The 25,551-nt window shown below is 70.5% G+C and carries 30 protein-coding genes, 1 pseudogene and 1 riboswitch; of the genes and pseudogenes, 20 read left to right on the forward strand and 11 right to left on the reverse strand.

What is annotated here, in order from left to right; translation table 11 throughout:
- Positions 1-62: 62 nt before the first annotated feature.
- From IEY95_RS04010 to IEY95_RS04030, 5 genes are all read right to left on the reverse strand, one after another.
- Positions 63-737: an urease accessory protein UreF gene (locus IEY95_RS04010; RefSeq protein WP_189184390.1), complete on the reverse strand. Its 675-nt coding sequence runs from the start codon at positions 735-737 to the stop codon at positions 63-65.
- A complete protein-coding gene (locus tag IEY95_RS04015; RefSeq protein ID WP_189184391.1) occupies positions 737-2,458 on the reverse strand; it encodes an urease subunit alpha in 1,722 nt (573 codons plus the stop codon). Before IEY95_RS04015 ends, IEY95_RS04010 begins: the two co-directional genes overlap by 1 nt.
- Positions 2,451-2,762 carry an urease subunit beta gene (locus tag IEY95_RS04020; protein ID WP_189184392.1) on the reverse strand — a complete coding sequence of 104 codons (312 nt, stop codon included), beginning with the start codon at positions 2,760-2,762 and terminating at the stop codon, positions 2,451-2,453. The genes IEY95_RS04015 and IEY95_RS04020 overlap by 8 nt, the downstream gene beginning before the upstream one ends.
- A gap of 16 nt (positions 2,763-2,778) precedes the next feature.
- Positions 2,779-3,081 carry an urease subunit gamma gene (locus IEY95_RS04025; RefSeq protein WP_189184393.1) on the reverse strand — a complete coding sequence of 101 codons (303 nt, stop codon included), beginning with the start codon at positions 3,079-3,081 and terminating at the stop codon, positions 2,779-2,781.
- A 132-nt stretch (positions 3,082-3,213) separates the two neighbouring features.
- Positions 3,214-3,498, reverse strand: coding sequence for a TetR family transcriptional regulator C-terminal domain-containing protein (locus tag IEY95_RS04030; protein ID WP_189184394.1), 285 nt, complete (start codon positions 3,496-3,498; stop codon positions 3,214-3,216).
- A 71-nt stretch (positions 3,499-3,569) separates the two neighbouring features.
- On the opposite strand from IEY95_RS04030, the pseudogene IEY95_RS48705 reads away from it, so the two are divergent.
- Positions 3,570-3,704, forward strand: a pseudogene (locus IEY95_RS48705) (ABC transporter permease); the annotation flags it as partial.
- 402 nt (positions 3,705-4,106) lie between these two features.
- Here the strand turns inward: IEY95_RS48705 and IEY95_RS04035 are convergent.
- Complete coding sequence (locus IEY95_RS04035; protein ID WP_189184395.1) at positions 4,107-4,385, reverse strand: type II toxin-antitoxin system Phd/YefM family antitoxin; 279 nt, start codon at positions 4,383-4,385, stop codon at positions 4,107-4,109.
- A gap of 167 nt (positions 4,386-4,552) precedes the next feature.
- On the opposite strand from IEY95_RS04035, the gene IEY95_RS04040 reads away from it, so the two are divergent.
- The 4 genes from IEY95_RS04040 (at position 4,553) to IEY95_RS04055 (ending at position 7,109) form a co-directional block, all read left to right on the forward strand.
- Entirely contained in the window at positions 4,553-5,188 is a 636-nt protein-coding gene (locus IEY95_RS04040) for an ATP-dependent Clp protease proteolytic subunit (RefSeq protein ID WP_189184396.1), read from the forward strand.
- Positions 5,189-5,195: 7 nt separating this feature from the next.
- Positions 5,196-5,501 (forward strand): hypothetical protein, encoded by a 306-nt coding sequence (locus tag IEY95_RS04045; RefSeq protein ID WP_189184397.1) that lies wholly within the window; start codon positions 5,196-5,198, stop codon positions 5,499-5,501.
- A 368-nt stretch (positions 5,502-5,869) separates the two neighbouring features.
- Positions 5,870-6,033: riboswitch (cyclic di-AMP (ydaO/yuaA leader) on the forward strand.
- A 3-nt stretch (positions 6,034-6,036) separates the two neighbouring features.
- On the forward strand, positions 6,037-6,510 hold the full coding sequence (locus IEY95_RS04050) for a C40 family peptidase (RefSeq protein ID WP_189184398.1): 474 nt from the start codon (positions 6,037-6,039) through the stop codon (positions 6,508-6,510).
- Positions 6,511-6,590: 80 nt separating this feature from the next.
- Positions 6,591-7,109, forward strand: a complete 519-nt coding sequence (locus IEY95_RS04055) for a DUF6328 family protein (RefSeq protein ID WP_189184399.1) — start codon at positions 6,591-6,593, stop codon at positions 7,107-7,109.
- Here IEY95_RS04055 and IEY95_RS04060 read toward each other — a convergent pair.
- Complete coding sequence (locus tag IEY95_RS04060) at positions 7,063-7,680, reverse strand: LysE family translocator (protein WP_189184400.1); 618 nt, start codon at positions 7,678-7,680, stop codon at positions 7,063-7,065. The two genes, IEY95_RS04055 and IEY95_RS04060, sit on opposite strands and share 47 nt — an antisense overlap.
- A 134-nt stretch (positions 7,681-7,814) precedes the next feature.
- Between IEY95_RS04060 and IEY95_RS04065 the strand changes: the two genes are divergently transcribed.
- Positions 7,815-8,783 (forward strand): LysR family transcriptional regulator, encoded by a 969-nt coding sequence (locus tag IEY95_RS04065; RefSeq protein WP_189184401.1) that lies wholly within the window; start codon positions 7,815-7,817, stop codon positions 8,781-8,783.
- Here the strand turns inward: IEY95_RS04065 and IEY95_RS04070 are convergent.
- The gene (locus tag IEY95_RS04070) at positions 8,771-9,229 is read right to left on the reverse strand and encodes an ATP-binding protein (protein ID WP_189184402.1); all 459 of its coding nucleotides are present in this window, start codon (positions 9,227-9,229) and stop codon (positions 8,771-8,773) included. The genes IEY95_RS04065 and IEY95_RS04070 overlap by 13 nt on opposite strands.
- 212 nt (positions 9,230-9,441) lie before the next feature.
- Between IEY95_RS04070 and IEY95_RS04075 the strand changes: the two genes are divergently transcribed.
- Together IEY95_RS04075 and IEY95_RS04080 are read left to right on the forward strand one after the other, a co-directional pair.
- The gene (locus IEY95_RS04075) at positions 9,442-10,299 is read left to right on the forward strand and encodes a helix-turn-helix domain-containing protein (RefSeq protein ID WP_189184403.1); all 858 of its coding nucleotides are present in this window, start codon (positions 9,442-9,444) and stop codon (positions 10,297-10,299) included.
- A gap of 9 nt (positions 10,300-10,308) precedes the next feature.
- Positions 10,309-10,533, forward strand: coding sequence for a DUF397 domain-containing protein (locus IEY95_RS04080; protein ID WP_189184404.1), 225 nt, complete (start codon positions 10,309-10,311; stop codon positions 10,531-10,533).
- A gap of 11 nt (positions 10,534-10,544) precedes the next feature.
- Here IEY95_RS04080 and IEY95_RS04085 read toward each other — a convergent pair whose 3' ends face one another.
- Positions 10,545-11,669 (reverse strand): 8-amino-7-oxononanoate synthase, encoded by a 1,125-nt coding sequence (locus tag IEY95_RS04085; protein ID WP_189184405.1) that lies wholly within the window; start codon positions 11,667-11,669, stop codon positions 10,545-10,547.
- 160 nt (positions 11,670-11,829) lie between these two features.
- Here IEY95_RS04085 and bioB point away from each other — a divergent pair, with 160 nt between their 5' ends.
- The 4 genes from bioB (at position 11,830) to IEY95_RS04105 (ending at position 15,880) form a co-directional block, all read left to right on the forward strand.
- A complete protein-coding gene (bioB, locus tag IEY95_RS04090) occupies positions 11,830-13,110 on the forward strand; it encodes a biotin synthase BioB (RefSeq protein WP_189184406.1) in 1,281 nt (426 codons plus the stop codon).
- Entirely contained in the window at positions 13,103-14,383 is a 1,281-nt protein-coding gene (locus IEY95_RS04095; protein WP_189184407.1) for an adenosylmethionine--8-amino-7-oxononanoate transaminase, read from the forward strand. Before bioB ends, IEY95_RS04095 begins: the two co-directional genes overlap by 8 nt.
- Position 14,384: 1 nt before the next feature.
- Complete coding sequence (gene bioD, locus IEY95_RS04100; protein WP_189184408.1) at positions 14,385-15,101, forward strand: dethiobiotin synthase; 717 nt, start codon at positions 14,385-14,387, stop codon at positions 15,099-15,101.
- A 98-nt stretch (positions 15,102-15,199) separates the two neighbouring features.
- Entirely contained in the window at positions 15,200-15,880 is a 681-nt protein-coding gene (locus IEY95_RS04105) for a class I SAM-dependent methyltransferase (RefSeq protein WP_189184409.1), read from the forward strand.
- Here IEY95_RS04105 and IEY95_RS04110 read toward each other — a convergent pair.
- Together IEY95_RS04110 and IEY95_RS04115 are read right to left on the reverse strand one after the other, a co-directional pair.
- Positions 15,875-16,249: a fic family toxin-antitoxin system, toxin component gene (locus IEY95_RS04110; RefSeq protein WP_189184410.1), complete on the reverse strand. Its 375-nt coding sequence runs from the start codon at positions 16,247-16,249 to the stop codon at positions 15,875-15,877. The two genes, IEY95_RS04105 and IEY95_RS04110, sit on opposite strands and share 6 nt — an antisense overlap.
- A gap of 4 nt (positions 16,250-16,253) precedes the next feature.
- A complete protein-coding gene (locus tag IEY95_RS04115; protein WP_189184411.1) occupies positions 16,254-16,493 on the reverse strand; it encodes a toxin-antitoxin system HicB family antitoxin in 240 nt (79 codons plus the stop codon).
- 218 nt (positions 16,494-16,711) lie between these two features.
- Here IEY95_RS04115 and IEY95_RS04120 point away from each other — a divergent pair, with 218 nt between their 5' ends.
- The 8 genes from IEY95_RS04120 (at position 16,712) to IEY95_RS04155 (ending at position 25,533) form a co-directional block, all read left to right on the forward strand.
- Positions 16,712-17,623 (forward strand): ABC transporter ATP-binding protein, encoded by a 912-nt coding sequence (locus IEY95_RS04120; protein ID WP_189184412.1) that lies wholly within the window; start codon positions 16,712-16,714, stop codon positions 17,621-17,623.
- 7 nt (positions 17,624-17,630) lie between these two features.
- Complete coding sequence (locus IEY95_RS04125) at positions 17,631-20,198, forward strand: ABC transporter permease (protein WP_189184413.1); 2,568 nt, start codon at positions 17,631-17,633, stop codon at positions 20,196-20,198.
- A 38-nt stretch (positions 20,199-20,236) separates the two neighbouring features.
- Positions 20,237-21,154 carry an LLM class F420-dependent oxidoreductase gene (locus IEY95_RS04130; RefSeq protein ID WP_189184414.1) on the forward strand — a complete coding sequence of 306 codons (918 nt, stop codon included), beginning with the start codon at positions 20,237-20,239 and terminating at the stop codon, positions 21,152-21,154.
- Positions 21,155-21,210: 56 nt separating this feature from the next.
- Positions 21,211-21,636 carry a GNAT family N-acetyltransferase gene (locus tag IEY95_RS04135; protein WP_189184415.1) on the forward strand — a complete coding sequence of 142 codons (426 nt, stop codon included), beginning with the start codon at positions 21,211-21,213 and terminating at the stop codon, positions 21,634-21,636.
- Positions 21,637-21,971: 335 nt separating this feature from the next.
- Positions 21,972-23,297, forward strand: coding sequence for a hemolysin family protein (locus IEY95_RS04140; protein ID WP_189184416.1), 1,326 nt, complete (start codon positions 21,972-21,974; stop codon positions 23,295-23,297).
- Positions 23,294-24,307, forward strand: coding sequence for a hemolysin family protein (locus IEY95_RS04145; protein ID WP_189184417.1), 1,014 nt, complete (start codon positions 23,294-23,296; stop codon positions 24,305-24,307). Before IEY95_RS04140 ends, IEY95_RS04145 begins: the two co-directional genes overlap by 4 nt.
- A gap of 82 nt (positions 24,308-24,389) precedes the next feature.
- Positions 24,390-25,172 (forward strand): SGNH/GDSL hydrolase family protein, encoded by a 783-nt coding sequence (locus IEY95_RS04150; RefSeq protein WP_189184418.1) that lies wholly within the window; start codon positions 24,390-24,392, stop codon positions 25,170-25,172.
- Between the two features lie 22 nt (positions 25,173-25,194).
- Positions 25,195-25,533 (forward strand): DUF4326 domain-containing protein, encoded by a 339-nt coding sequence (locus IEY95_RS04155; RefSeq protein WP_189184419.1) that lies wholly within the window; start codon positions 25,195-25,197, stop codon positions 25,531-25,533.
- The last annotated feature ends 18 nt before the right edge of the window (positions 25,534-25,551 follow it).

A 25,551-nucleotide genomic window follows, 5' to 3' on the forward strand; every position in this document is an offset into this window, starting at 1 on the left:
GGGGGTCCGGGGACGCAGCCCCCGGATACAGGACGGGTAGGGCGGAAGGGCCGAGGATCTCCCTATGACGCGAAGAGACGTACAGGCCACGCCGCGTGTGCCTCAGCGCTGATCTCCAGCAGCGGAGCCGACGCGGCAGGCAGCGCATCGACCCCGTGGTCGAGGACACTCCGCGCGGCATCCACCGCCTGCCGGGCGACGAGATCCAGCGACGGCGCGAGGCGCGCCAGCACCCCCGTCGCATCGAAGGGGTCGAGACTGAGCAACCGCACGGTCGCGGTCGCCGGTGCGCTCACACACTCGTACGCGGAGCAGTACGCGGCGTCATCGGTCCCAAGCCCGGCAGCGCGGACGGCCAGCCCGAGCACCACGGGCTGATGCGCCCCCTTCGGAAACTCCCGGGCCACCGCGTCGAGTTCCGCCGAAGGCCACGTCGCCCGAGCCGCCCGCATCAACTGCCGCCCGAGCCTGCGCGCAGCGACCCGCAGCGCGGGCGACGGCGTACGGGCGTCCGCGGCCGCGTCCAACGCCACCGGATCGACGCCGAGCGCACCCGCCGCGGCGAGCGAGGCCGACACGAGCCCGGCCGTGTGCAACCGCCCCCGGCAGAACTCTTCCAGACTCGCCGCCCCGGTGATCCGCCCGGCCTTGACCGCCGCCTCAGCCCCGCCGGAGTGGGCATGTCCCCCGGCGGGAAAGCGGCCGTCGGCCAGGACGAGCAGTGCTGCGCGGGACATCAGAAGAGGAAGTAGCGCTGGGCCATGGGCAGTTCGGCGGCCGGAGTCGCCTCGACGAGCTCCCCGTCGATGTGCACGGCGAAGCTGTCGGGATCGATCCGCACGTGCGGCCGCGCGTCGTTCTCGCGCATGTCGGCCTTGGTCACCCCACGCGTCGATTCGATGGCGACGAACCGCTTCCCGAGCGAGAGCCGTTCCGGCAGCCCGTCCTCGATGGCGAGCGGCGCCACGAAGTTGAACGAGTTCGAGGCCGGGGCCCGCCCGATGGCCCCGTACATCGGCCGGGGCAGAATCGGCTGCGGCGTCGGAATCGAGGCGTTGGCATCGCCCATCTGCGCGTACGCGATCTGTCCGCCCTTGATGACGAGATGCGGCTTGACCCCGAAGAACGCGGGCTCCCAGAGCACGAGGTCGGCGAGCTTGCCGGTCTCGACGGAACCGACCTCGCGGGCGAGCCCCTGGGCGAGCGCCGGGTTGATCGTGTACTTGGCGACATAGCGACGTACGCGATGGTTGTCCGCGCGCCCGTCACCGGGAAGAGCCCCTCGCCGCCGCTTCATCACATGTGCCGTCTGCCAGGTCCGCATGATGACCTCGCCGACGCGGCCCATGGCCTGGGAGTCGGACGAGATGATCGAGATGGCGCCGAGGTCGTGCAGGATGTCCTCGGCCCCGATCGTGGAGGGCCGGATCCGGGATTCCGCGAAGGCCAGGTCCTCCGGGACGGCCGGGTTCAGGTGGTGACACACCATCAGCATGTCGAGGTGTTCCTCGGCGGTGTTGACGGTGTAGGGCCGGGTCGGGTTGGTGGAGCTGGGCAGCACGTGCGGCTCGGAGACCACGGACATGATGTCCGGGGCGTGGCCGCCGCCCGCACCCTCGATGTGGTACGCGTGGATGCCGCGCCCGCCGATCGCGGCGAGCGTGTCACCGACGAAGCCGGCCTCGTTGAGGGTGTCCGTGTGGATGGCGACCTGAATACCCGTACGGTCGGCCACGGTGAGCGCGGCGTCGATCGCCGCCGGCGTCGAGCCCCAGTCCTCGTGGATCTTCAGGCCGAGCGCGCCACCCCGGATCTGCGAGTACATCGCGTCGTGCGAGACGGTGTTGCCCTTGCCGAGCAGGCCGAAGTTGAGGGGGTACCCCTCCATCGCTTCCAGCATCCGGGCCAGGTGCCAGGGGCCGGGCGTGACGGTGGTCGCCTTGGAGCCCTCTGCGGGACCCGTGCCGCCGCCGACCAGCGTCGTGATCCCGGCGGCGAGCGCCTCGTCCGCTATCTGCGGACAGATCAGATGGACGTGCGCGTCGATGGCGCCCGCGGTCAGGATCCGCCCGTTGCCCGCGATGACCTCGGTCTCCGGACCGATCACCAGGTCGGGGTGCACACCGTCCATGGTGTCCGGGTTTCCCGCCTTGCCGATGCCGGTGATCCGGCCGTCGCGGATGCCGACGTCGGCCTTGACGATCCCCCAGTGGTCGATGATCACGACACCCGTGATCACCGTGTCCGGGGTGCCGTCCGCGCGCGTGGCGCGCGCCTGGCCCATGGATTCGCGGATGACCTTGCCACCGCCGAACACCGCCTCGTCACCGGCGAGTCCGGGGCCGCCGGAGCGATCCTCCTCGATCTCCACCAGCAGATCGGTGTCGGCGAGCCGGATGCGGTCGCCGGTGGTGGGGCCGAACAGATCGGCGTACGCGGCACGCGAGATCTCAGGCATCGAGGGCACCTCCAATCTCACCGCGCAGTCCGGGCACGACACGGGCGCCGGCGAGCGGAACGAGTTCGACATCGACGGGGATCCCCGGCTCGAAGCGCACGGCGGTGCCGGCGGCGACGTTCAGCCGCTTGCCGCGCGCGGCGGCACGGTCGAACTCCAGTCCGGGGTTGGCCTCGGCGAAGTGGTAGTGGGAGCCGACCTGGACGGGCCGGTCGGCGGCGTTGAGGACGGTTAGCCGGGTGACCTCGCGGCCTTCGTTGAAGACGACGGGTCCGTCGGCGAACAGGATCTCTCCGGGAATCACGGCTCGCGCTCCCCCGTCAGACGATCGGGTCGTGGACGGTGACGAGCTTGGTGCCGTCGGGGAACGTCGCCTCGACCTGGACGTCATGGATCATCTCGGGGATGCCCTCCATGACGTCGTCCCGGGTGAGGATCTTGCGTCCGGAGGACATCAGCTCGGCGACGGTACGGCCGTCACGCGCGCCTTCGAGGATGTGCGAGGTGATGAGGGCAATGGCCTCGGGGTGGTTCAGTTGCAGCCCGCGGGCCCGCCGCTTCTCGGCCACGTCGGCGGCCACATGAATGAGCAGCCTCTCCTGCTCGTGCGGGGTCAGTTGCACGGCGTCCCACCTCACATCCTCGCTCCGGACCGTGCGGGGCCCGGTGGCCGAAGCCACCGAAAACCCCTGGTGGCATGGATGCGCACGGTAGTTGGCCGGAGTTTCGAGGACGTTAACCAGCCCCTGGTCCCTTCACGGCCGCACGGTGGACTCCCCCATGCCCATCAGGGCCCGCAGAGCGTCCCTGAGGACCACCGCCGAGGAGGCGCCGAAGACGGCCGTCCGCGCCGCGGACCCCTGCGCGAGCGCGATCACCGTGCGCGCCATGGCGTCGGCGCGGGCGTCCTCGGGCATCAGCCCCGCCGCCTTGTAGTTCTCGACGAGTTTCGCCCAGGCGGCGCGCGCCTTGTCGTACCCCGCGGTCGTCAGGGCCGACAGTTCGTCGTTGCGCAGGGCCTCGGTCCACACCTGGATCATCAGCCGGGGGAACACCCCTTCGCCGTTGTCCAGCCTGCCTGGCCCTACCTCTCTCCATGGTCGCCGTGATCGCCCGCGACGCCATCGAGCACCGGACCGTATACGGCGCGGTCGTCGCCACCGCACAGGGACCCAAGCCGTTGACCGGCTCCACCACGAGCCCACCCGTCGCCCAGCTGCTCCAGCAGGCAGTGGCCCGGCGGGCCGGCGGTCGGCCCTGGCCGGGGCCGCGGGCGCGTCACTGCCGCGCTCGGTGTCGTACTTCGACGGCGCCGCCGCGATCCGACCTGCGCCGTCCCTGACCTGGCGGCCGGCTCACCAGGGCGAACTCCCGCTCGGCGCCCGCCTCCGTGGTGGCGGACGGCGTCTCTTTGTTCCGCCGTTCCCGGTCGACGTTTCCGATCCTCTATGTCTGTGGTGAACCGCCTTGCGCCTAGGGCCTGTCGTCACATTCCCGTCGTCGCCCGAAGGGCGGCCCCGCGGCGTCTGGTGCGTGCTCTCGGCGTGCCGAGCGGAAGTCCTCGTACTGGACGTACTTGGGCTTTCGCACGGTGCGGCGAGAGTGCGTGCCAGGCGTCGCGGGGCAGACGGGAATGTGACGACAGGCCCTAGGAGGCGTTGGGCCCCCGGTGCTCCGCGGCGATGCCGAACCGCTGTCGCTCGCGCGGCGCGGACGCGACCTCGCGGACGCTGGAGAGGGAACTGATCACCTGCTCGTCCGCGGGGTCCTGGAGTTCTTCGAGGCGTTCCAGGTCGGCGGCGGAGACCAGGGCGACGAGGGGCTTCCCGTGCCGCGTCACAACGACGCGCTCACCGCCGTACACCACGCGGTTGATCAGATCGGCGAGCTCAGCCCTGGCTTGCGTCACCGGAATCTCGTAGGCCATGTCCTCCAGCTTAGACCGGCCCCCGACACCCCTCGCAGAGCGGACGATCTCGTTCGGATCCGCCACATCTCCCCCTGCGGCGCATTTCGCTGTCAGCGAGGGCACCCCCACGGAGAGCGTACGTCCTGTACATTTTTTACAGATGTCGATCAGAGGAGGCACGTGCCATGGAGAGCCCGTCCGCCCGCTACGTCCTGCCCGAGTTCACCGAACGGACCAGCGCGGGGCACCGGACCCTGGATCCGTACTCGAAGCTGCTCGACGAACGGATCGTGTTCCTCGGGACGCCGATCGACGACACGTCGGCGAATGACGTGATGGCCCAGTTCATGCACCTCGAGTACCTGGCCCCGGACCAGGACATCTCGCTGTACATCAACTCTCCCGGCGGCTCGTTCAGCGCGATGTCGGCGGTGTACGACACGATGCAGTTCGTCACCTGCGACGTGGAGACGGTCTGCCTGGGGCAGGCGGCGTCGGCCGCCGCCGTGCTGCTGGCCGGCGGTACACCGGGCAAGCGGCTCGCGCTGCCGGGTGCCCGCGTGCTCATCCACCAGCCGTCGATCCCCGAACCGATCCAGGGTCAGGCGAGCGATCTCACCATCCAGGCCGAGGAGTTGGTACGCACCCGGAGGCTGCTCGAGGAGATGCTCGTACGGCACACGGGGCAGAGTCCGGAGCGAGTCGCCGCGGACATCGAGCGGGACAAGATCCTGGACGCGCCGGCGGCGGTGGCGTACGGACTGATCGACCGGATCATCCCGAGCCGCAAGGCCTCGCGCACCACGCCCGGCTCCAGGTGATCGCCCGATGATCCCCGACCTGCCCCCGCTGCCCGCGCTGACCCGCGCCGAGGCCGAGTTGATCGACCGTTACCTCGACGTGGTCGATCTGGTCGGACGCATCAACCCCGCCCGCCCCGGGGACACCTACCGCGGCCTGAGGGCCGCTCAGGCGCTGGTCGGCAAGGCGACGGCACTGCGTGACGCCCTCGCGCTGATGCACCAGCGGGGCGAGAGCGAGGTGCACGCCCCGACCCTGGCGCAAGCCCTGCGCGTCCTCGACGGCGAACGGCGGGCGGCCCGGGTCACCCTGCCACCCGACTCCGGCAGTTGACGCAGGGACACCCGGGCCGCGGTGCGCGTCGCGACGCGAAGCGTCCGGCCCGGGTTTCAAACGGACCGAATGATGTACCCCCCGATGGAGTAGACACCGGTCCTTTCAAGAGCGCGCAAAAGTTGCGCAACGCGCGTAGCTCAGAGGCGGAATGAACCCCTCCATCGCAGGTACGAGCGTGGTCGACTTCCTCAACACCCCCTCGAACGGAGGGGTGTCCACCCGAACGGGTGAGTGGTGAGTAACCCCACAAACCACCGATTCAGCTCGGTATTTCCGTCACTCATGAGTGAAGATCCCTTCCGACGACAAGCCCCCGCCACAACGGCGGGGCGGTCCGGGCGGACGCCGAGTCCTGCCGCTGCCCGGATGACCGGTCGACAGAAGTGGATCGGCAGGAGTGGAGGACCCAGCACGACGGGCCGCCGGAGAGATCCGGGCGGTCCTTGGGGTGAAGCCGCTTACGCGGCCGGGCTACTTCGCCAGCCCGAATCCGACAGGTCATCCTTCACAGGCGGCTGACGAAGGGTTGCGCATGACTGCGCTCAATCGTGTCCCGTCGCTGTGGACCAGGGCCGGTACGGCCTCGGCCCTCACCATCGCCGCCGTGGGCGGCAGCCTCGTGGTCCCGGGCGTCGCACCCGACGCCGAGGCGGCCACTCTTGCGGCGAAGGCACTGCAGATCGCGGCCTCCAAGAAGGGGTCCCCGTACCAGTGGGGCGCCGCGGGGCCGCGCCGCTTCGACTGCTCCGGGCTCACGCTCTACTCGTTCAAGAAGGCGGGCAAGAAACTGCCTCGTACGGCCGCGGCGCAGTACAACAAGACGCATCACATCTCCGCCTCGCACCGCAAGGCCGGAGACCTCGTGTTCTTCCACTCGGGCCGGTACGTGTACCACGTCGGCATCTACGCCGGGAAGGGAAAGATCTGGCACTCCCCGAAGACCGGGGAGGTCGTGAAGCTCCAGAAGATCTGGACGAAGAGCGTCTGGTACGGCCGAGTCAGCTGACCCGGCCGAGGGGGTGACGGCGCGCGCCGCCGTCACCCCCTCGGTGCGTGAAAGCGGGCGGAACCGGTTACTCGTGCACCATGGCCGAGCATCCTCACCCCGAGGCACGTGACGAGACGCCCCTCGAACGAGCGGACCGCAATTTCTCGGAACTGCTCCAAGAGCTGCGCGTCGTCCAGACCGGGGTACAGATCCTCTTCGCCTTCCTGCTGACCCTGGCCTTCACCCCGCGCTTCCCGTCCCTCGACACCGTGCAGCGCGCCGTCTACGTCACCACACTGCTGCTCTCGATGCTGGCCGCCGCCCTGTTCACGGCCCCTGCCGCCCTGCACCGGGCGCTGTTCCAGCACAACGTGAAGCGCGTCATCGTGCGGGTCTCATCGCGGCTCGCCCACATCGGTCTGTACGTGCTGATGCTGGCGTTCACCGGTTCGGTGCTCCTCGTCGTGGACGTGGCCCTGGGGCGCGGCGCGGGCATCGCCGCAGGAGCGGGCACGCTGGTCGTCTGCCTGGGGCTGTGGGGCCTGCTTCCCCGGCTGGTGCAGCGTGGCGTCAGCCCCTCAGAGGTTCGAGCAGAAGCACCAGACCGAGCACCGTGAGCGCGGTGCCGGTGACCGCCTCGACGGCCCGGGCGGCACTCGGCCTGCGCAGCCACCGGCCGAGCCGGTCCACCAGGAGGGCCACCGCGGGGAACCACACCAGGGCGAGGACGACCACGATCAGCGCCAACAGCAGGGTCCGGGGCATCGCGGGGCTGCCCGCGGGCACGAACTGCGGCAGCAGGCTGAGGAAGGTGATCGGCGCCTTCGGATTGAGCGCGTTGGTGACGAAGCCCTGGCGCAGCGGGCGTGCGTCGGACGGCGCCTCGTCGGGAACCGCCTGGCGCGGCCGTCCCAGCGACCGCAGTGTCCGTACGCCGAGGTACAGCACATAGGCGCCGCCGAGCAGCTGCAGCGCCCGGAACAGCCCGGGTACGGCGGTGAGGACCGCGGCGACCCCGGCGACGGCGAGCGCCGTGTGCAGCAGCAGCCCACCCGTGATCCCGAGCGCGCACGCGACTCCGGCCCGGCGTGAGGCCAGGGCATTGCGTACGACGACGGTCAAGTCCGCGCCCGGCATCGCGACCATGCCGGCCGCGACCCCCGTGAAGGCGATGAGCTGTGCGTCCATGAGCACCAGACTGCCTCCGCCGGGCCTTCAGCAGGTATGTCGAATATCCTGGGTGAGCCTTAAGCAATCGTTTAGACCCAAGGACTCGAGGGAGCCCAGAGCCTGGGGGGAGCCCAGGCAGCGGGAGGGGCACGATGTACGACCCGACGCGGCTCGCGGCGCTGGTGGCGGTCGCCGAGGCGGGGTCGATCACCCGGGCCGCCGAGCGCCTCGGTTACACCCCGCCCGCGCTCTCCCAGCAGCTGGCGAAGCTGGAACGGGAGGCGGGCGCGACCCTGCTGGTGCGGTCGCATCGCGGGGCGCGGCTGACGGACGCGGGCGAGCTGCTCGTGGCGCGGGCACGCCGGGTCCTCGACGAGATGGAACGGGCGCGGCACGAACTGGCCCGCCTGGCAGGCCTGTCGGGCGGCACACTGCGGCTCGGCACCTTCCAGACGGCGGGCATCCATCTGCTGCCGCCGGTGCTCAGCGCCTTTCGCCGGGCTCATCCCGACGTGGAGCTCGCGGTGGCCGACTACGAGCCTCCGGAGGGCGTTTCGGCGGTCGCGGCGGGCGAGGTAGACCTGGCCCTGACGCACGTCTACGAGCCCTCCACCCCCGCACCACTGCCTTCGTCCGTGCGCGCGGAGCCGGTCCTGGTGGAGGAGTTGGTGCTGGTGACCGCTCCCGGGCATGTCCTCGCGGGCGGCTCGGCGCGGCTGCCGCTGACCGAGCTCGCCGGACAGCCGCTGATCAGCATGGCCCCGGGCCATCCGCCCCGGCAGGGCGTGGAGGCCGCGCTCGCCCGGGCGGGGGCCACCCCCGCGGTGCTCGTCGAGACCCCGGGATACGCCCTCGTCTGCGCGCTGGTCAGCGCCGGTCTCGGAGTGGCGGTCGTACCGGAGATGGTGGCCGCGACCGCGGCGACACCGGTGGGGGCGCGGCTGCTGGAACCGGGTGATCTGCGCCGTACGATCTCAGTCGTCCACCGGACCGACGAGGCGGCACCCGCGGCGGATGCCTTTCGTGCCCTGCTGCGCGGCGCCTTCGGACGGGTCGGGCAGTACAGGCACGACGCCGGGCAGCACAGACACGACAACCGCGCCTCTCCTCAAGGCTCTTGAGGTCCCCCGGCCGCCACCGGCTGGACGGACGCCGTCCAGGGCAGTTCGATGGAGACCGTCTTGCCGCCCTCCCGGGTGGGCCGGACGATGAGTCTGCCGCCGCACTCGGCGGTCAGCCAGCGGATGATCACCATGCCCCTGCCGTTGTCCTGTTGGACGGCTGCGGGCAGCCGTTTCGGGAAGCGCGGGTGGCTGTCGGTGACGCCGAGGCGCAGGTGTTCGTCTCGGTCGAGCCGCACGTCCACCGTGAAGGTGGGCGACTGCCCGAAGGTGTGCTGGACGGCATTGGTGGCTAGTTCGGACACGATCAGGCGTACGGTGTCCGCGACTTCGCAGTCGCACGGCAGGCCCCATTCGGCCAGCACGTCGGCGACAAATTTCCGGGCCGCGGAGACCGAGGCGGGATCGCTCGGCAGAGTGACGGATGCTTCCTGATGATCTGCCATGGCGACGTCGTCCCTTTCCCACGGGACCGGAGTCCGACACGGAGCGGATGGTTCGAGTACGGTCCCGAACTGGTGCTTCGCGCCAGACTGCCATCACCGGGCCGGTCACGGGTGCGATCCACCAAGATGTGCATATATCTGTCGCTCGAAGCGGTGAACTCTGCGACGGCAGACCGTATTTGGGCGGCTCGGAAGGAGTAAGGAGTACGGCCATGCAGCACGGTCCCGCGGTGCGCCGCCGCAAGCTCGGTGCCGAACTGCGCGCGCTGCGCGCCGAGACGGGTCTCACGAGTGGTGAGGCGGCCCGCCTCCTGGGCTGGCATCAGTCGAAGGTGAGCCGGATCGAGACCGGCACCAGCGGGGTGAAGCCGGCGGACGTAGCCCGACTGCTGGACGCCTACGGCGTCGAGGATCCCGAATTACGAGACCTCCTGGTCGTGTTGGCGGGCTCCGAGGGCAACGGAGGGCACCACTGGTGGCACGCCTATCGCGGGGTGCTGCCGCCGACATATCGCGACTTCATCAGCCTGGAGTCGCAGGCCAGCGGGATGCGCACGCTGGAGACCTCCGTCGTGCCGGGGCTGCTGCAGACGCCCGAGTACGCCCGTGCGGTGACGCAGGCCGCGGTGGACGGACTGGAGGACGGCAAGCTCGACGCGCTCGTCGAGGTGCGCCTCGCCCGCCAGGACGTGCTGCGTTCGAATCCGCCGCTGGAACTGAGCGCCGTCCTGGACGAGGCGGTGTTACGACGGGAAGTCGGCGGACCGGAGGTCATGGCACGGCAGCTGGAGCGGCTGCGGGAGGCGGCCACACTGCCTCAAGTGCGCCTTCAGGTGCTGCCGTTCGCCGCCGGAGCACACATCGGGGTCACCGGGCCTTTCGTTATCTTCTCATTTCCGAACACAACTGATCTGGATGTGGTTGTTCTCGACCACTTGACGAGTAGCCTCTACCTCGAACGGAAAGAAGACCTTCAGGCCTACAGCGAGGCCTTCAACGCCCTTCAGATCCACGCCCTTTCGCCCGAGGACTCGTTGGATTACATCGCCGTGATTGGTGACGGCGCGTAAGGAGGCACCATGTCTGCACTGCCTCGGTACCTGCCTTCCAGCACTTCACTGCACGACGTGCGATGGCTGCGCAGCAGCCGCAGCACGGGAATGAACAACTGTGTCGAGACGGCGCGCCCCGGACCGGGCCCCTGGTCCGGACTGGTGGCCGTGCGCGATTCCAAGAACACGGCGGGTCCCGCCGTGCTCTTCGCTCCTGCCGCCTGGGAGGGATTCATCGCCGCACTGAGCTGACCGCTACCCATTCACCGCTTCTGGCTGATCACGCGTACGGCGTGCTCGATCTGCTCCTCAGTGAGGTCCGCGCGGGCCGTCAGCCGCAGCCGTGAGATGCCGTCGGGCACGGACGGGGGACGGAAGCAGCCGACGGCCAGTCCCGCCTCACGGCAGTCGGCCGCCCACCGCACGGCCCGTTCGGGGGACGGCGCACGCACGGAGACGACAGCGGCGTCCGGTCGTACCGCTTCCAGACCTTCGGCCGTCAGACGGGTGTGCAGCGCGGTCGCCACCGCGCGCGCCCGCGCCGCGCGCTCCGGTTCGCGACGCAGCAGCCTCAGTGCCGCGAGGGCCGCGCCCGCCGCCGCGGGCGCGAGGCCGGTGTCGAAGATGAACGTACGCGCCGCGTTGACCAGGTGGTCGATGACCGGGGCGGGGCCGAGGACGGCGCCGCCCTGGCTGCCGAACGACTTGGAGAGGGTGACGGTCACGACGACGTCCGGGTCGCCCGCGAGCCCCGCCGCGTGCGGAGCGCCCCTGCCACCGTCGCCCAGGACTCCGAGCCCGTGCGCGTCGTCGACGATCAGCCCGGCCCCGTACTCTCTGCAGGCGACGGCGAGTTCGGACAGCGGCGCTGCGTCCCCGTCCACCGAGAAGACCGTGTCGGAGACGGCGACGGCGGGGCCCGCGTGGGTGCCGAGCGCCTTGCGCACGGCGTCGGGGTCGGCGTGCGCGACGACCTGGGTGGTGCCGCGGGCCAGTCGGCATCCGTCGATCAGCGAGGCGTGGTTGCCCGCGTCCGACACGACGAGCGAGCCGTGCGGCGCGAGCGCCGTGACGGCGGCGAGATTGGCCGCGTACCCGGAGGAGAAGACGAGCGCGGACTCGAAGCCGCAGAAGTCGGCCAGCTCGCGTTCCAGTTCGCCGTGGAGTTCCGTGGTGCCGGTGACGAGCCGGGAGCCGGTCGCGCCGCCGCCCCAGCGGCGTGCGGCGTCTGCCGCCGCCCGGGTGATCTCCGGATGGCGGGCGAGACCGAGGTAGTCGTTGCTCGCGAGGTCCAGGAGCGGCGAGTCGGCGGGGCGCGGGCGCAGGGTGCGCACAAGTCCGGCCCGGCGGCGCACCTCGGCCTGCTCGTCGATCCAGCCGAACGCCATGTGTCCTCCGGGCCGTGGTGACGGGTGTTTTGTAGGCAGTGCACAGACCCTAGCGGCCGGACCAGCCGCCCAGGATGTGGCAATACCCACACGTCGAACCGTCTCTGTTGTGCAAACTCTCCTTGGCCGAGAGCGGTCGCATAGGCCAGGATCGGACCTCATGGACCTGCTGAACACGCTGGTGGACAAGGGGCTTCGGCGCGAGCTGCCGACCCGGGACGAAGCTCTGGCCGTGCTGGCCACCTCCGACGACGACGTGCTCGACGTGGTGGCCGCGGCCGGCAAGGTGCGCCGCCACTGGTTCGGGCAACGGGTGAAACTCAACTATCTCGTCAACCTCAAGTCGGGCCTGTGCCCCGAGGACTGCTCGTACTGCTCGCAGCGGCTCGGCTCCAAGGCCGACATCCTGAAGTACACCTGGCTCAAGCCCGACGAGGCCTCGCAGGCGGCGGCGGCCGGACTCGCCGGGGGCGCCAAGCGGGTCTGCCTGGTGGCCAGCGGCCGCGGCCCGACGGACCGCGACGTGGACCGGGTCTCCGACACCATCAAGGCGATCAAGGACCAGAACGAGAACGTCGAGGTGTGTGCCTGCCTCGGCCTGCTCTCCGACGGCCAGGCCGAACGCCTTCGCGAGGCGGGCGCGGACGCGTACAACCACAACCTGAACACGTCCGAGGGGACGTACGGGGACATCACGACCACGCACACGTACGCCGATCGGGTGGACACGGTCCAGAAGGCGCACGCGGCGGGGCTGTCCGCCTGCTCGGGCCTGATCGCCGGAATGGGCGAGTCGGACGAGGACCTCGTCGATGTCGTCTACTCGCTGCGCGAGCTCGACCCCGATTCCGTTCCGGTGAACTTCCTGATCCCCTTCGAGGGCACCCCGCTCGCCAAGGAGTGGAACCTCACCCCGCAGCGCTGTCTGCGCATCCTCGCGATGGTCCGGTTCGTCTGCCCTGACGTCGAGGTCCGCATCGCGGGCGGCCGCGAGGTCCATCTGCGCACCATGCAGCCGCTGGCCCTGCACCTCGCCAACTCGATCTTCCTCGGCGACTACCTCACCAGTGAGGGCCAGGCAGGCAAGGCGGACCTGGACATGATCGCCGACGCCGGCTTCGAGGTGGAGAGCGCGGGCGAGGTGACTCTGCCGGAGCACCGGGGTTCGGTCGGTGGCGGGTGCGGCTCGCACGCGGACGCCGGGTGCGGGTCCCACGGGAGTGCCGGATGCGGCTCGCACGAGAGTGCCGGGTGCGGGTCCCACGAGGGGGGCTCCGTGTGCGGTTCCGCTTCGTCGGCTCCTGCGGCTTCTGCGGCTTCTGTAGCTTCAGCGGCTTCTGTGGCTTCAGCGGCTTCTGCCGAGAAGCCCACTGACGCCCGTACGGACCTCGTCGCCGTACGCCGCCGAGGCGCCGGAACGGATCTCGCGCCCAATGCCTGACCTGTCCGTCGAGGAACTGCTCGACCTCGACCGACGGCACGTCTGGCATCCCTACGGGCCGATGCCCGGCCGCCAGGAACCGCTGGTCGTGGAGTCGGCGAGCGACGTACGCCTGCTGCTGGCCGACGGCTCGGGTGAACTGGTCGACGGCATGTCGTCCTGGTGGTCGGCCATCCACGGCTACAACCACCCGGTGCTCAACGACGCGGTGCGCGACCAGCTGGGGCGCATGAGCCACGTCATGTTCGGCGGGCTCACCCACGAGCCGGCCGTTCGGCTGGCGAAGCGCCTTGTCGACATCTCGCCGGAGGGCCTGGAGCACGTCTTCCTCGCCGACTCCGGATCGGTCTCGGTCGAGGTCGCCGTCAAGATGTGCCTCCAGCACTGGCGCTCGCTCGGCCGCCCCGGCAAGCAGCGGCTGCTGACCTGGCGCGGCGGCTACCACGGGGACACCTGGCAGCCGATGTCGGTGTGCGATCCCGAGGGCGGGATGCACGAGCTGTGGCAGGGCGTGCTCCAGCGCCAGGTGTTCGCCGATCCGCCGCCGGTCGCCTACGAGGAGTCGTACGCCGATCAGCTGCGCGAGCTCATCGAGCGGCACGCCGACGAGCTGGCCGCGGTGATCGTGGAGCCGGTGGTGCAGGGCGCGGGCGGAATGCGGTTCCACTCCCCCGCTTACCTGCGCGTGCTGCGGGAGGCGTGCGACGCGCACGACGTGCTGCTCGTGTTCGACGAGATCGCGACCGGCTTCGGCCGTACCGGCACGCTGTTCGCGGCTGAGCACGCGGGCGTCACACCCGACGTGATGTGCGTCGGCAAGGCACTGACCGGCGGCTATATGACGATGGCGGCGACGCTGTGCACCTCGCGCGTGGCCGACGGCATCTCGCGGGGTGAGGTCCCGGTGCTCGCGCACGGGCCGACCTTCATGGGCAATCCGCTGGCCGCCGCCGTGGCCTGCGCCTCGATCGACCTACTGCTCGGGCAGGACTGGCAGACCGAGGTCAAGCGCATCGAGGCGGGGCTGCGGGAGGGACTGGCTCCGGCTGCGGAGCTTCCCGGGGTTCGCGACGTGCGTGTCCTGGGTGCCATCGGCGTCGTGCAGTTGAACCACGAGGTGGACATGAAGGCGGCGACGGCGGCCGCCGTGCGCGAGGGCGTGTGGCTGCGGCCGTTCCGCGACCTCGTCTACACGATGCCGCCGTACGTCACGAGCGACGCCGATGTGGCACGGATCGCCCGCGCGGTGTGCGCGGCGGCTCGGGAGGGATGACATGGCGGTACTGGTGATCACGGGCACGGGCACGGAGGTCGGCAAGACGGTCACGACGGCCGCCGTCGCCGCGGTGGCCGTGGCGTCCGGGCGGTCCGTGGCCGTACTCAAGCCCGCCCAAACCGGTGTACGTCCGGACGAGCGCGGTGACGCCGACGAGGTGGCCCGGCTCGCGGGCACCGTCACCACACTCGAACTCGCCAGGTACCCGGAGCCGTTGGCGCCGGCGACCGCCGCACGACGCGCCGCGCTTGCGCCGGTTCGACCCCGGGAGGTCGCGGAAGCGGCGGCCAAGCTGGCCACCGAGCACGACCTCGTGCTGGTGGAAGGGGCGGGCGGACTGCTCGTACGGTTCGACGACGAGGGGGGCACCCTGGCGGACGCGGCGCGGCTCCTCGACGCGCCGGTGCTCGTGGTCGCCTCCGCGGGACTGGGCACGCTCAACACGACAGAGCTCACGACCCGTGAACTGCGGCTCCGTGGGTTGGACTTCGCCGGTGTGGTCATCGGCAGCTGGCCCGACGACGCGGACCTGGCGTCCCGTTGCAACCTCGCGGACCTGCCGACGGTGTCCGGCGCCCCACTGCTCGGTGCGCTGCCGTCAGGCGCGGGGGCCTACCCGCCGGCCGACTTCCGTGCGGGGGCGCCGAGCTGGCTGGCACCCACGCTGGGCGGCAGGTGGAACGCGAGTGCCTTCGCCTCGTCCCACGCCCCCTGAGAGTCGCGGAAAGCTGTGCCCGGAGGTCGGCGCAACGCGTGTGGCGGACGCCCCGTGGGGACAATCACCGTAAAACCCGTCCTCCCGGGAGGTCCGTCATGCCGCTCAGGTCAGCCGACTCCGGCAAGGTGACACGGGGCCCCGTGCACCATCCGCTGTTCGCCCGCTACTACGCCCGGATCAGCGTGACCGCCGAGACGCGGTTGGGCATGGGCGGAGTGCGCGAGCGGATGCTCGCCGGGCTGTCCGGGCGGGTCATCGAGATCGGCGCGGGCAACGGTCTGAACTTCGCGCACTATCCGAGCGCCGTCTCGGAGGTCGTCGCCATCGAACCCGAGCGGCTGCTACGGCAGTTGGCGGTGGAGGCCGCGTTGCGCTCCGACGTTCCCGTCGACGTGGTGCCGGGCGCGGCGGAGGCTCTGCCGGTCAAGAGCGAGGCGTTCGACGCGGCCGTGGTCTCGCTGGTGCTGTGCAGCGTGCGCGATGTGCCACGCGCGCTCGCCGAACTGCGCCGCGTGCTGCGCCCCGGCGGCACCCTGCGGTTCTTCGAGCACGGGAAGGGCGGCGGGCGCGCGATGGCCTACACCCAGCGCGGCCTGGACCGCACCGTGTGGCCGCGGCTGAACGGCGGCTGCCATCTGGCCCGCGACCCGATCGCGGCGCTGCGCGACGCCGGGTTCGAACTCGGTCCCTACCGGCAGCTGTTGATGCCCGAGAAGGGGCCGCGGCTGCCCACCTCGTACTGCGTGCTCGGCACGGCGTGGCGCCCGGCCTCATAGGCTCCACTGGCGCAGCTGCTGCGCGATGTCGTGCACGGTCGCGTCGCCGCCCTTCACCAGGCGGGCCAGATCGCGCACCTGCTCGGGCGAGGTGACGACCTTCAGACCGCTGGCGACGAGATAGGCGTACGCGACGGCCGAGGCGAACATCGCGTTGGAGCGTTCGAGCGCCGGTACGTGCAGCAGGAGCTGGAGCAGCGCGGCGGCGCGGGCGTACGGGCTATCGTAGACGGGAATGCCGAATATCTCCGCCTCGTGCCGGCTGACGGCGGCGACGAGGGCTCCCCAGTCGGTGACCTGGGGATCTCCGGGCGTCTTCTGTTCGGCGATCATGAGGAGCCAGGCAAGGTCGACTCTGAGACTGCTCAAGGGATCAACGACGACCTTCGCGTGTGCCTTCGCGGTCCGCGCCGAATTCCTCGGCGAAGACGGACTCGTACTGCTTCATGAAATCGGCGGCGGCGTCCACGAAGGTGTGGCCCACTTCTCCGGTGTCCTGTCTGACCAGCTCTTCGATGTAGCGGTTCACGCTCATCCCGCGCTCCAGGGCTCGCTCGCGGGCGGCGCGGGCCGTGCCCTCGTCCACCCGTACGTTCAGCTGTGTCTTCGCCATGCTTTGAAGCTAGCGCCGAATTGCTAGCACCGGCAAGAGAGCCTCGGACGGAGAGAGGGGTGGAGGGCGCGGGTGGAGCGTGCCCCTTACACGGATATCAGGGGCACGACCTGGGGCGGAGAACGCGCGGGACCTCTGGGGGATACCGAGTGTGCCTCGGATCACATTAGGCTCGGCCGGACAAGGGAGTCAGGACGTCCATCACCTAGGAGGCGGCCTTGTCCACACCTGCTCCGGAGCATGCCGTCGGCCGCGCGGAGGCGGATGGGATCGCCGCCCGCGCCCGCGGCCTGACGAAGGCATACGGCTCGGGCGAGACGACGGTGCTCGCCCTCGACTCGGTCGACGTGGACATCGCGCGCGGGCGCTTCACCGCGGTCATGGGTCCGTCGGGCTCCGGGAAGTCCACCCTCATGCACTGCCTGGCGGGGCTCGACAGCGTCTCGGCCGGACAGGTGTGGCTGGGCGACACCGAGATCACGGGGCTGAAGGATCGTGAGCTGACCCGGCTGCGGCGCGACCGGATCGGCTTCATGTTCCAGTCGTTCAACCTGATCCCGACGCTCAACGCGGCGGAGAACATCACGCTGCCCATGGACATCGCGGGCCAGAAACCCGACCAGAAGTGGCTGGATCAGGTCATCGACACGCTCGGTCTGCGCGACCGGCTCAAGCACCGGCCGGCACAACTGTCCGGCGGCCAGCAGCAGCGCGTCGCCTGCGCCCGCGCGCTCGCCTCACGCCCCGAGCTGATCTTCGCGGACGAGCCGACGGGCAATCTCGACTCCCGCGCGGGGCTCGAAGTCCTCGGCTTCCTGCGCGAGGCGGTCGACGAACTGGGCCAGACCGTCGTCATGGTGACGCACGACCCGGGCGCGGCCGCCCACTCCGATCTGGTGCTCTTCCTCGGGGACGGGCGGATCGTGGACGAGATGGAGCGGCCTTCGGCGGAGGCGGTGCTGGAGCGGATGAAGCGGTTCGACACGATCCGGGTGACCTTCGACGGCGGGGGCGGCGGATCCGACGGGGCGCCCCCTGCCGGCACCTCGGGCGACGTACCCCTTGATGACAGCCCCGGCGCGGCGTTTCTCGACGGCGACTCCGGCGACGTAACCCTCGAGAAGGACTGAGGCGGGCGTGCTCAAAGCGACTCTGCGGAGCTTTCTCGCGCACAAGGGGCGGCTTCTGCTGTCGGCGCTGGCCGTGGTGCTGTCCGTGGCGTTCGTCGCGGGCAGCCTCATCTTCTCGGACACGGTGACCCGGACCTTCGACCGGCTCTTCGCCTCCACCTCGGCCGATGTGACCGTGGAGCCGAAGAACGATCTCAGCTCGCAGATCCCGACCGGCGCCACCCAGACCGTGCCCGCCTCGCTCGCGGAGCGACTGGCGAAGGTCGACGGCGTCGCCGCCACCCATGTGGACGCGGCGGTGGAGAACGCCACGGTCGTCGACAGCGAACACGAGTCGGTCGGTCCGACTACGGGCGCCCCCACCATCGTCACCAACTGGGAGGTCACCGAGCGCAGCCCGGTGAAGCTGACCTCCGGTCATGAGCCCCGGGGCGACGGCGAGGCGCTCCTGGACGCGGACACCGCAAAGAAGAAGCACGTCCGCATCGACGACACACTGACGGTGCAGGCACAGCCCGGCCCCTTCAAGGTGCGGATCGTCGGAATCGCCACCTTCACCACCACCAACCCCGGTGCCGCGCTGATCTTCCTCGACACCCCCACCGCCCAGACCAGGCTGCTCGGCAGCCCGGCCGCCGCCACCAGCATTTCCGTGGACGCGGCGCCAGGAGTCGGCGACGCCCAGCTCAAGCAGCGCATCGCCGCCGAACTCGGCACGAAAACCTACGACTTGAAGACCGCAGAGGAACAGGCCAAGTCCGCCGCCGCCCAACTGGGCGGATTCCTCGACGTCATCAAGTACGTGATGCTCGGCTTCGCCGGCATCGCCGTGCTCGTGGGCGTCTTCCTCATCGTCAACACCTTCTCGATGCTGATCGCCCAACGCACCCGTGAGCTGGGCCTGTTGCGCGCGCTCGGCGCCGACCGGCGTCAGGTGCGCCGGTCCGTGCTCACCGAGGCACTGCTGCTCGGCCTGGTCGGCTCGACGCTCGGACTCGCCGCGGGGATCGGGCTCGCGCTGGGCCTGATCAAGCTCATGACGGCGTTCGGCATGAACCTCAAGTCGACCGAGATGGTGATCGGTTGGGCGACACCCGTCTCGGCGTACGTCGTCGGCGTCGGCGTCACCTTCGTGGCGGCGTATCTCCCGGCCAGACGCGCGGCGGGCGTCTCCCCCATGGCGGCCCTCGCGGACGCCGAAGTCGCCGGTGTCGGTCGGCCGTTGCGGGTGCGCGCCGTGGTGGGCACGGTCGTCGGCGCGTTCGGTGCCGCCGCGCTCGCGGGGTGCGCCGCGTCGTCGAAGACCTCGACGGCCGCCTCACTGCTGGGACTCGGCGTCGTCCTGACGCTCATCGCCACGGTGATCGCGGGTCCGCTCCTGGTGCGGCCGGTGATCAGGGTCCTGGGTGGGGCCTTCCCCGCGGTCTTCGGCTCCGTCGGCCGGATGAGCCAGCGCAATGCGCTGCGCAATCCGCGGCGCACGGGCGCCACCGCGGCCGCCCTGATGGTGGGCCTCGCCCTGGTCGGTGGAATGTCCGTGGCCAGCGCGTCCATGACCAAGTCCTTCGACCACCAGATCGACAAGACACTGGGCGCCGACTTCGTGATCCAGAACAGCAACTTCGTGCCGTTCCCGCAGGACCTCACCGACAAGGTACGCGGCACGCAGGGCGCCGGGCTCGTGGTCCGCCAGCGGTTCACGCCGGTCGCGGTCAGGCTGCCGGACGGCAAGCGCATCGAGACGACCGCCGCCGCCTACGATCCGCGGCTGGACGACGTCGCCCACGTCACATACGCGCAGGGGAACACCGCGGCGGCGCTCGGCGACGGACACATCGCCATGGACGTGAAGTTCGCAAGAAAACATCACGTGCGCCTCGGCAGCGTGATCCCCGTCGAATTCCCCGCCAAACGGAAGACCGAGCTGACGGTGGCGGCGCTCACCGACCAGGACGCCGCCGAGGGCTTCGGCATGCAGGGCGGTCTGTACTTCGGCTTCGACACCATCGAGCGGTACCTGCCCGGCGGGCAGGACTCCGCGCTGTATGTGAACGCGGCCTCGGGTACCGGCGCCGACCAGTTGCGCGCGCGGCTGGAGAAGACGCTCGACCCGTATCCGCAGGCAAAGGTCCTCGACCAGGCCGACTACAAGAAGCTGATCCACGACCAGATCGCCGTGCTGCTCTACCTCGTCTACGCGCTGCTCGGCCTCGCGATCGTCATCGCGGTGCTCGGCGTCGTCAACACGCTCGCCCTGTCGGTCGTGGAGCGCACCCGCGAGATCGGGCTGCTGCGCGCCATCGGGCTCGCCCGGCGCCAGCTGCGCCGGATGATCCGCCTGGAGTCGGTGGTGATCGCCGTGTTCGGCGCGGTCCTCGGGCTGGCACTGGGGATCGTCTGGGGTGTGTGCATCCAGCAGGTGCTCGCGCTGCAGGGCATGAAGTCGCTCGCCATCCCCTGGACGACGATCATCGCGGTGGTGGTCGGTTCGGCGGTCGTGGGCATCGTGGCGGCGCTGCTGCCGGCGTTGCGTGCATCGCGCATGAATGTGCTGGCGGCGATCGCGCACGAGTGATGCACTCGCCTCAAGTCGCCTCCGAACAAGGAGAGTTCATGCCGCGTCCCTTCCGTTTCGGCGTCAACCTGCTCAGCCTCGCGCCCGCCGACGAATGGCGCGCCAAGTGCCGCCGGGCCGAGGAACTCGGCTACGACGTCATCACCGTGGCCGACCATCTCGGCATGCCCGCCCCCTTCCCCGCCCTGGTCGCCGCAGGCGAGGCGACCGAGCGGCCCCGCCTCGGCACGTTCGTGCTCAACACGGGCTTCTGGAACCCCACACTGCTGGCCCGCGAGGTGGCCACCACGGACGCGTTGACCGGCGGACGTCTCGAACTCGGCCTCGGCACCGGCTACGTACAGGCGGAGCACGAGGCCGCGAATCTCCCGTGGGGTTCGCCGCGTGAGCGGGTCGACCATCTTCAGCGCACGGTGGAGGAGTTGGACCGACTCCTCGGCTCGGAGGCGCTCCCCCAGTCTCGGCTGCGCTCAAGCGGGGGGACCCCCATTCCGCAGGCGGTGCAGAAGCCTCGGGTGCCGCTGCTGATCGGCGCCAACGGCGACCGGATGCTGCGGCTCACCGCCGAGCACGCGGACATCGCGGCCTTCACCGGCGCGCGCACTCTGGAGGGCGGCACGCTGGAGCCCCTCACGGCCGAGGAACTCGACGAACGCGTCAGCCGGTTCCGGGAGTCCGCCGCCGGGCGCAAGGAGCCCGCCGAGCTCAACCTGCTGATGCAGATCGTCACCGTCACGGACGACCGCGGTGCCGCCGTCCAGCCCTGGCTGCCCCGCATTCCCCACCTGACCGAGCAACAGGTCCTGGAGCTGCCCATCGTGCTGGTGGGCACCTTGGAGCAGATCATCGAGCAGGTGCGGGCGCAGCGGGAGCGGTACGGATTCTCCTATCTGACGGTGCTGGAGCCGAACATGGAGGCGTTCGCCCCCGTCGTCGAGGCGCTGCGCGGCGAGTGACGTCCGGATACTGGAATTTCCGTAGCGAGGGCGAGGCCTCGTGATGGGATCGCGGCATGACTGACCTGCGTATACGGGCCGCGACACCCGACGACCTCGACGCCGTGCTGGCCTTTTGGAAGGTGGCCGCCGAGGGCACCAGCATCAGTGACGACCGCGGCGGCGTGGAGCGGCTGATCGCCCGTGATCCCGAAGCGCTGATCCTCGCCGAGCAGGACGGCGAGCTGGCCGGCACGGTGATCGCGGGCTTCGACGGCTGGCGGTGTCATCTGTACCGTCTCGCGGTGCACCCGCAGCGGCGGCGTCTCGGTATCGGCTCGGCGCTCCTCGCCGCGGCCGAGGAGCGTTTCGTACGGCTCGGCGGGCGCCGCGGCGATGCGATGGTGCTCCAGCGGAACGAGAGCGCGCACCACGCCTGGCGGGCGGCCGGGTATGCGCCCGAGGAGCACTGGCGCCGCTGGGTGAAGCCGCTCACCGCCTAGGGCCTGTCGTCACATTCCCGTCTGCCCCGCGACGCCTGGCACGCACTCTCGCCGCACCGGGCGAAAGCCCAAGTACGTCCAGTACGAGGACTTCCGCCCGACACGCCGAGAGCACGCACCAGACGCCGCGGAGCCGCCCTTCGGGCGACGACGGGAATGTGACGACAGGCCCTAGGACCCACCGCCGACGAGAGCCTTTTGCCGATCCTTTACTATTGGAGGATCACTCGATCCTCCAAGGAAAGGCGTGAGCGTCCGCCCATGGGCGAGCCTCCCAGCACCCGACATCGCGCGATCCCCCCGCCCCTGGCCGACCATGGGACGGAGGTGACCCGATGACCGAAGTGCTCCTCCTCCTGGTGGCGGTCCTGCTCTCACTGGCCTGTGGCGCCTTCGTCGCCGCGGAGTTCTCGCTGACCACGGTCGAGCGCAGCGAGCTGGCGCGGGCCGTCGAGCGCGGTGAGCGCGGCGCCTCGGGTGCCCTGAAAGCGGTACGGAATCTGACCTTCCAGCTCTCCGGCGCTCAGCTCGGCATCACCGTCACCAACCTGGTCGTCGGCATGCTCTCGGAGTCGTCGATCGCCAAACTGATCGCGGGTCCGCTGGAGTCGGTCGGGATCTCGCCCTCCGCGTCGAACTCGGTGGCCCTGGTCATCGGTACGGCCCTGTCGACGGTCTTCCTGATGGTCGTCGGCGAGCTCGTGCCCAAGAACTGGGCGATCTCCTCGCCGCTCGCGGTGGCCAAACGGGTGGCGACGCCGCAGCGCTGGTTCAGCGCCGCGTTCCGCCCGTTCATCACGCACCTCAACAACGCGGCGAACCGCATCGTGCGACGCTTCGGCCTCGAACCCGCCGAGGAGCTGGCCTCCGCACGCGGACCTCAGGAACTGGTGGCGCTCGCCCGGCACTCCGCCAAGCAGGGCGCCCTGGAGGCGGACACCGCCGAGCTGTTCGTGCGCACGCTGAACCTGGCCGACCTGACCGCGGAGAACGTGATGACCCCGCGCGTACAGGTCATCGCGCTGGATGTGCAGGCGACCTGCGAGGACGTGGCGAACGCGACACGGGCGACCGGACTGTCCCGCTTCCCCGTCTACCGCGGCAACCTCGACTCGGTCGTCGGCATCGCGCACATCAAGGACGCGCTCGCCGTGTCGGCGGAACTACGGGCCCGTACACGCGTCTCCCAGATCATCCGTGAGCCGCTGTTCGTGCCGGAGTCACTGACCGTCGACCGGCTGCTCGACCGGCTGTCCGGCAAGCGCACCATGGCCATGGTCATCGACGAGTACGGCGGCACGGCCGGCGTCGCCACGCTGGAGGACATCGTCGAGGAGGTCGTCGGCGAGGTGCGGGACGAGCACGACCCGCACGAGACGCCCGATCTCGCCCCGGCGGGCGCCGATGACCAAGGACGGGCGCTGTACTCGGCCGACGGATCGGCCCGCACCGACCAGCTGGCACGGGTCGGGCTGCGGGTGCCCGAGGGACCGTACGAGACGCTGGCCGGTTTCATGGCGGCCGAGCTCGGCCGCATTCCCGCCGTCGGAGACACCGTCGAGGTCGCCGGGTGGCTCCTCGAAGTGGTGGACGCCTCCGGGCGGCGAGCCGCGCGCGTGCTGTCACACGCACCGCTCGACGACGAGGAGGGGGAGCGATGACCGCCGTACAGCTGCTGATCGGCCTCGCGACGCTGGTTGTGAACGCCTTCTTCGTGGGCGCCGAGTTCGCGCTGATCTCGGTGCGGCGCAGCCAGATCGAGCCGCACGCCGAGCGGGGCGACCGACGGGCGCGCAGTGTGCTGTGGGGTCTGGAGCACGTGTCCGCGCTGCTGGCGGCCGCGCAGCTGGGCATCACCCTGTGCACGCTGGTCCTGGGCATCGTGGCCGAGCCGGCGATCGCACACCTTCTGGAGCCGGTGTTCCACGCGGTGGGCGTCTCGCAGAGCGCGGGCCACGCGGTTTCGTTCGTCATCGCGCTCACTCTGGCCACGTATCTGCACATGCTGCTCGGCGAGATGGTGCCGAAGAACATCGCGCTCGCCGAGCCGGTGCCCACCGCACTGCTGCTCGGCCCGCCGCTGGTCGGGCTCTCGCGCGCGCTGCGCCCGGTGATCTTCACGGTCAACGCCTTTGCGAACGGGCTGCTCAAGTTGTTGCGGGTCAAGGTCAAGGACGAGGTCACGGCGACCTTCTCGGACGACGAACTGGCCCGGCTGGTCAAGGACTCCAGCGCCGCCGGGCTCATCGACGACCGCGCCCAGGAGCGACTGCACGACGCGCTGGAGCTGGGACGCCGACCTGTGCGCGACGTCGTCCTCCCCGTGGAACGCGTCGTCCACGCGCGCGTGGGCGTCACTGCGGAGGAACTGGAACGGCTGGCCGCCGAGTCCGGCTTCTCCCGCTTCCCGGTCGTCGACGAGGGCCGGCGCATCGTCGGCTACCTGCACGTCAAGGACGCGCTCGACGCCATGCCGCGCGACCTGGCCTTCCGCGTGCAGGACATGCGGCCCATCGCCCGCGTCCGGGAGAGCACTCCCCTGGACGACGTACTGACGGCCATGCGGCGCAGTCGTACGCACCTCGCGGCGGTCATGGGCAGCGACGGGCGGCTCGCGGGGCTGGTGACCATGGAGGACGTGCTGCGGGAGTTGTTCGGGCAGCCGGTGTAAGCAGGCCGCGCCACCTGGGCGTCCGCGTCCGGGTGGCCCGACCGACCGACGGGTATGCCGTCCGGATACCATCTTTTCCGCCATGCAGACGAATGCCACTTACACCAGCCTTGTCGCGGTCGGCGACTCCTTCACCGAGGGCATGTCGGACCTCCTGCCCGACGGCTCCTACCGCGGATGGGCCGATCTCCTCGCGGCCCGGATGGCGTCACGGACGCCCGGCTTCCGGTACGCCAACCTCGCGGTCCGCGGAAAGCTGATCGGGCAGATCGTCGAAGAGCAGGTGGACGTCGCGGCCGCGATGCGGCCCGACGTGATCACACTGGTCGGCGGGCTCAACGACACCTTGCGCCCCAAGGTCGACATGGGACGCGTCCGCGGTCTCCTGGAGGAGGCCGTGGAGAAGCTCGCCCCCGCCTGCAACCAGCTCGTCCTGATGCGCAGCCCGGGCCGCAACGGCCCGGTGCTCGAACGATTCCGGCCGCGCATGGAGGAGCTCTTCGCCGTCGTCGACGGCCTCGCCGAGCGGCACGGCGCGCTCGTGGTCGACCTGTACGGGGCGCCCTCGCTCGCCGACCCCCGCATATGGGACGTGGACCGGCTGCACCTGACGGCCGAGGGGCACCGTCGCGTCGCCGAGGCGGTGTGGCAGACGCTCGGGTACGAGCCAGAGGACGCGGAGTGGCGCACGCCGATGCCGGCCACGGCGCCGCCCGGCTGGGTCACGCGCCGCACCGCCGACGCCCGGTTCGCCAAGCAGCACCTGCTGCCGTGGATAGGACGGCGGCTGACGGGCCGCTCGTCGGGTGACGGACTCCCGGCCAAGCGGCCGGAGCTGCTGCCGTACGAGGGGCCGGTGGGGTAGACATACGGCGGAAGGGAGCCGCATGCCCACCACCGTGATCAATCTCAAGGGCCGCATCCACGACTTCGGCCCCCGGCTGGAAAAGGCGCCGGCCGACCTCGTCTACATCGGTCGCCGCTGGACCATCGGCCACTGGGACCTCCCGCAGCACCCGCTCTACAACCCGTTCGCGCCCGACACCCCCACCAAGAAGCGCGACGGCCCGCGGGCCGAGGTCATGGAGAAGTACCGGGCGTATCTCCTCGAGCGCCCCGACCTCCTCGCCCAGGTGCCCGCCCTGCGCGGCAAGACGCTGGCGTGCTGGTGCGCGCCCGAGTTGTGCCACGGCGACATCCTGGCGGAGCTGGCGGACGCCTCGTAGGCCGAGCCCGGGCCCGTC

The sequence above is a fragment of the Streptomyces albiflavescens genome (genome assembly GCF_014645835.1).
GTDB classification, from domain to species: Bacteria; Actinomycetota; Actinomycetes; order Streptomycetales; family Streptomycetaceae; genus Streptomyces; species Streptomyces albiflavescens.

What these genes read in the sequence shown, in the direction of transcription:
- IEY95_RS04010 (WP_189184390.1), bottom strand. Translation starts at nt 737, where the DNA reads ATGTCCCGCGCAGCACTGCTCGTCCTGGCCGACGGCCGCTTTCCCGCC.
- IEY95_RS04015 (WP_189184391.1), bottom strand. Translation starts at nt 2,458, where the DNA reads ATGCCTGAGATCTCGCGTGCCGCGTACGCCGATCTGTTCGGCCCCACC.
- IEY95_RS04030 (WP_189184394.1), bottom strand. Translation starts at nt 3,498, where the DNA reads ATGATCCAGGTGTGGACCGAGGCCCTGCGCAACGACGAACTGTCGGCC.
- IEY95_RS04035 (WP_189184395.1), bottom strand. Translation starts at nt 4,385, where the DNA reads ATGGCCTACGAGATTCCGGTGACGCAAGCCAGGGCTGAGCTCGCCGAT.
- IEY95_RS04040 (WP_189184396.1), top strand. Translation starts at nt 4,553, where the DNA reads ATGGAGAGCCCGTCCGCCCGCTACGTCCTGCCCGAGTTCACCGAACGG.
- IEY95_RS04045 (WP_189184397.1), top strand. Translation starts at nt 5,196, where the DNA reads ATGATCCCCGACCTGCCCCCGCTGCCCGCGCTGACCCGCGCCGAGGCC.
- IEY95_RS04050 (WP_189184398.1), top strand. Translation starts at nt 6,037, where the DNA reads ATGACTGCGCTCAATCGTGTCCCGTCGCTGTGGACCAGGGCCGGTACG.
- IEY95_RS04055 (WP_189184399.1), top strand. Translation starts at nt 6,591, where the DNA reads ATGGCCGAGCATCCTCACCCCGAGGCACGTGACGAGACGCCCCTCGAA.
- IEY95_RS04060 (WP_189184400.1), bottom strand. Translation starts at nt 7,680, where the DNA reads ATGGACGCACAGCTCATCGCCTTCACGGGGGTCGCGGCCGGCATGGTC.
- IEY95_RS04065 (WP_189184401.1), top strand. Translation starts at nt 7,815, where the DNA reads ATGTACGACCCGACGCGGCTCGCGGCGCTGGTGGCGGTCGCCGAGGCG.
- IEY95_RS04070 (WP_189184402.1), bottom strand. Translation starts at nt 9,229, where the DNA reads ATGGCAGATCATCAGGAAGCATCCGTCACTCTGCCGAGCGATCCCGCC.
- IEY95_RS04075 (WP_189184403.1), top strand. Translation starts at nt 9,442, where the DNA reads ATGCAGCACGGTCCCGCGGTGCGCCGCCGCAAGCTCGGTGCCGAACTG.
- IEY95_RS04080 (WP_189184404.1), top strand. Translation starts at nt 10,309, where the DNA reads ATGTCTGCACTGCCTCGGTACCTGCCTTCCAGCACTTCACTGCACGAC.
- IEY95_RS04085 (WP_189184405.1), bottom strand. Translation starts at nt 11,669, where the DNA reads ATGGCGTTCGGCTGGATCGACGAGCAGGCCGAGGTGCGCCGCCGGGCC.
- bioB (WP_189184406.1), top strand. Translation starts at nt 11,830, where the DNA reads ATGGACCTGCTGAACACGCTGGTGGACAAGGGGCTTCGGCGCGAGCTG.
- IEY95_RS04095 (WP_189184407.1), top strand. Translation starts at nt 13,103, where the DNA reads ATGCCTGACCTGTCCGTCGAGGAACTGCTCGACCTCGACCGACGGCAC.
- bioD (WP_189184408.1), top strand. Translation starts at nt 14,385, where the DNA reads ATGGCGGTACTGGTGATCACGGGCACGGGCACGGAGGTCGGCAAGACG.
- IEY95_RS04105 (WP_189184409.1), top strand. Translation starts at nt 15,200, where the DNA reads ATGCCGCTCAGGTCAGCCGACTCCGGCAAGGTGACACGGGGCCCCGTG.
- IEY95_RS04115 (WP_189184411.1), bottom strand. Translation starts at nt 16,493, where the DNA reads ATGGCGAAGACACAGCTGAACGTACGGGTGGACGAGGGCACGGCCCGC.
- IEY95_RS04130 (WP_189184414.1), top strand. Translation starts at nt 20,237, where the DNA reads ATGCCGCGTCCCTTCCGTTTCGGCGTCAACCTGCTCAGCCTCGCGCCC.
- IEY95_RS04135 (WP_189184415.1), top strand. Translation starts at nt 21,211, where the DNA reads ATGACTGACCTGCGTATACGGGCCGCGACACCCGACGACCTCGACGCC.
- IEY95_RS04140 (WP_189184416.1), top strand. Translation starts at nt 21,972, where the DNA reads ATGACCGAAGTGCTCCTCCTCCTGGTGGCGGTCCTGCTCTCACTGGCC.
- IEY95_RS04145 (WP_189184417.1), top strand. Translation starts at nt 23,294, where the DNA reads ATGACCGCCGTACAGCTGCTGATCGGCCTCGCGACGCTGGTTGTGAAC.
- IEY95_RS04150 (WP_189184418.1), top strand. Translation starts at nt 24,390, where the DNA reads ATGCAGACGAATGCCACTTACACCAGCCTTGTCGCGGTCGGCGACTCC.
- IEY95_RS04155 (WP_189184419.1), top strand. Translation starts at nt 25,195, where the DNA reads ATGCCCACCACCGTGATCAATCTCAAGGGCCGCATCCACGACTTCGGC.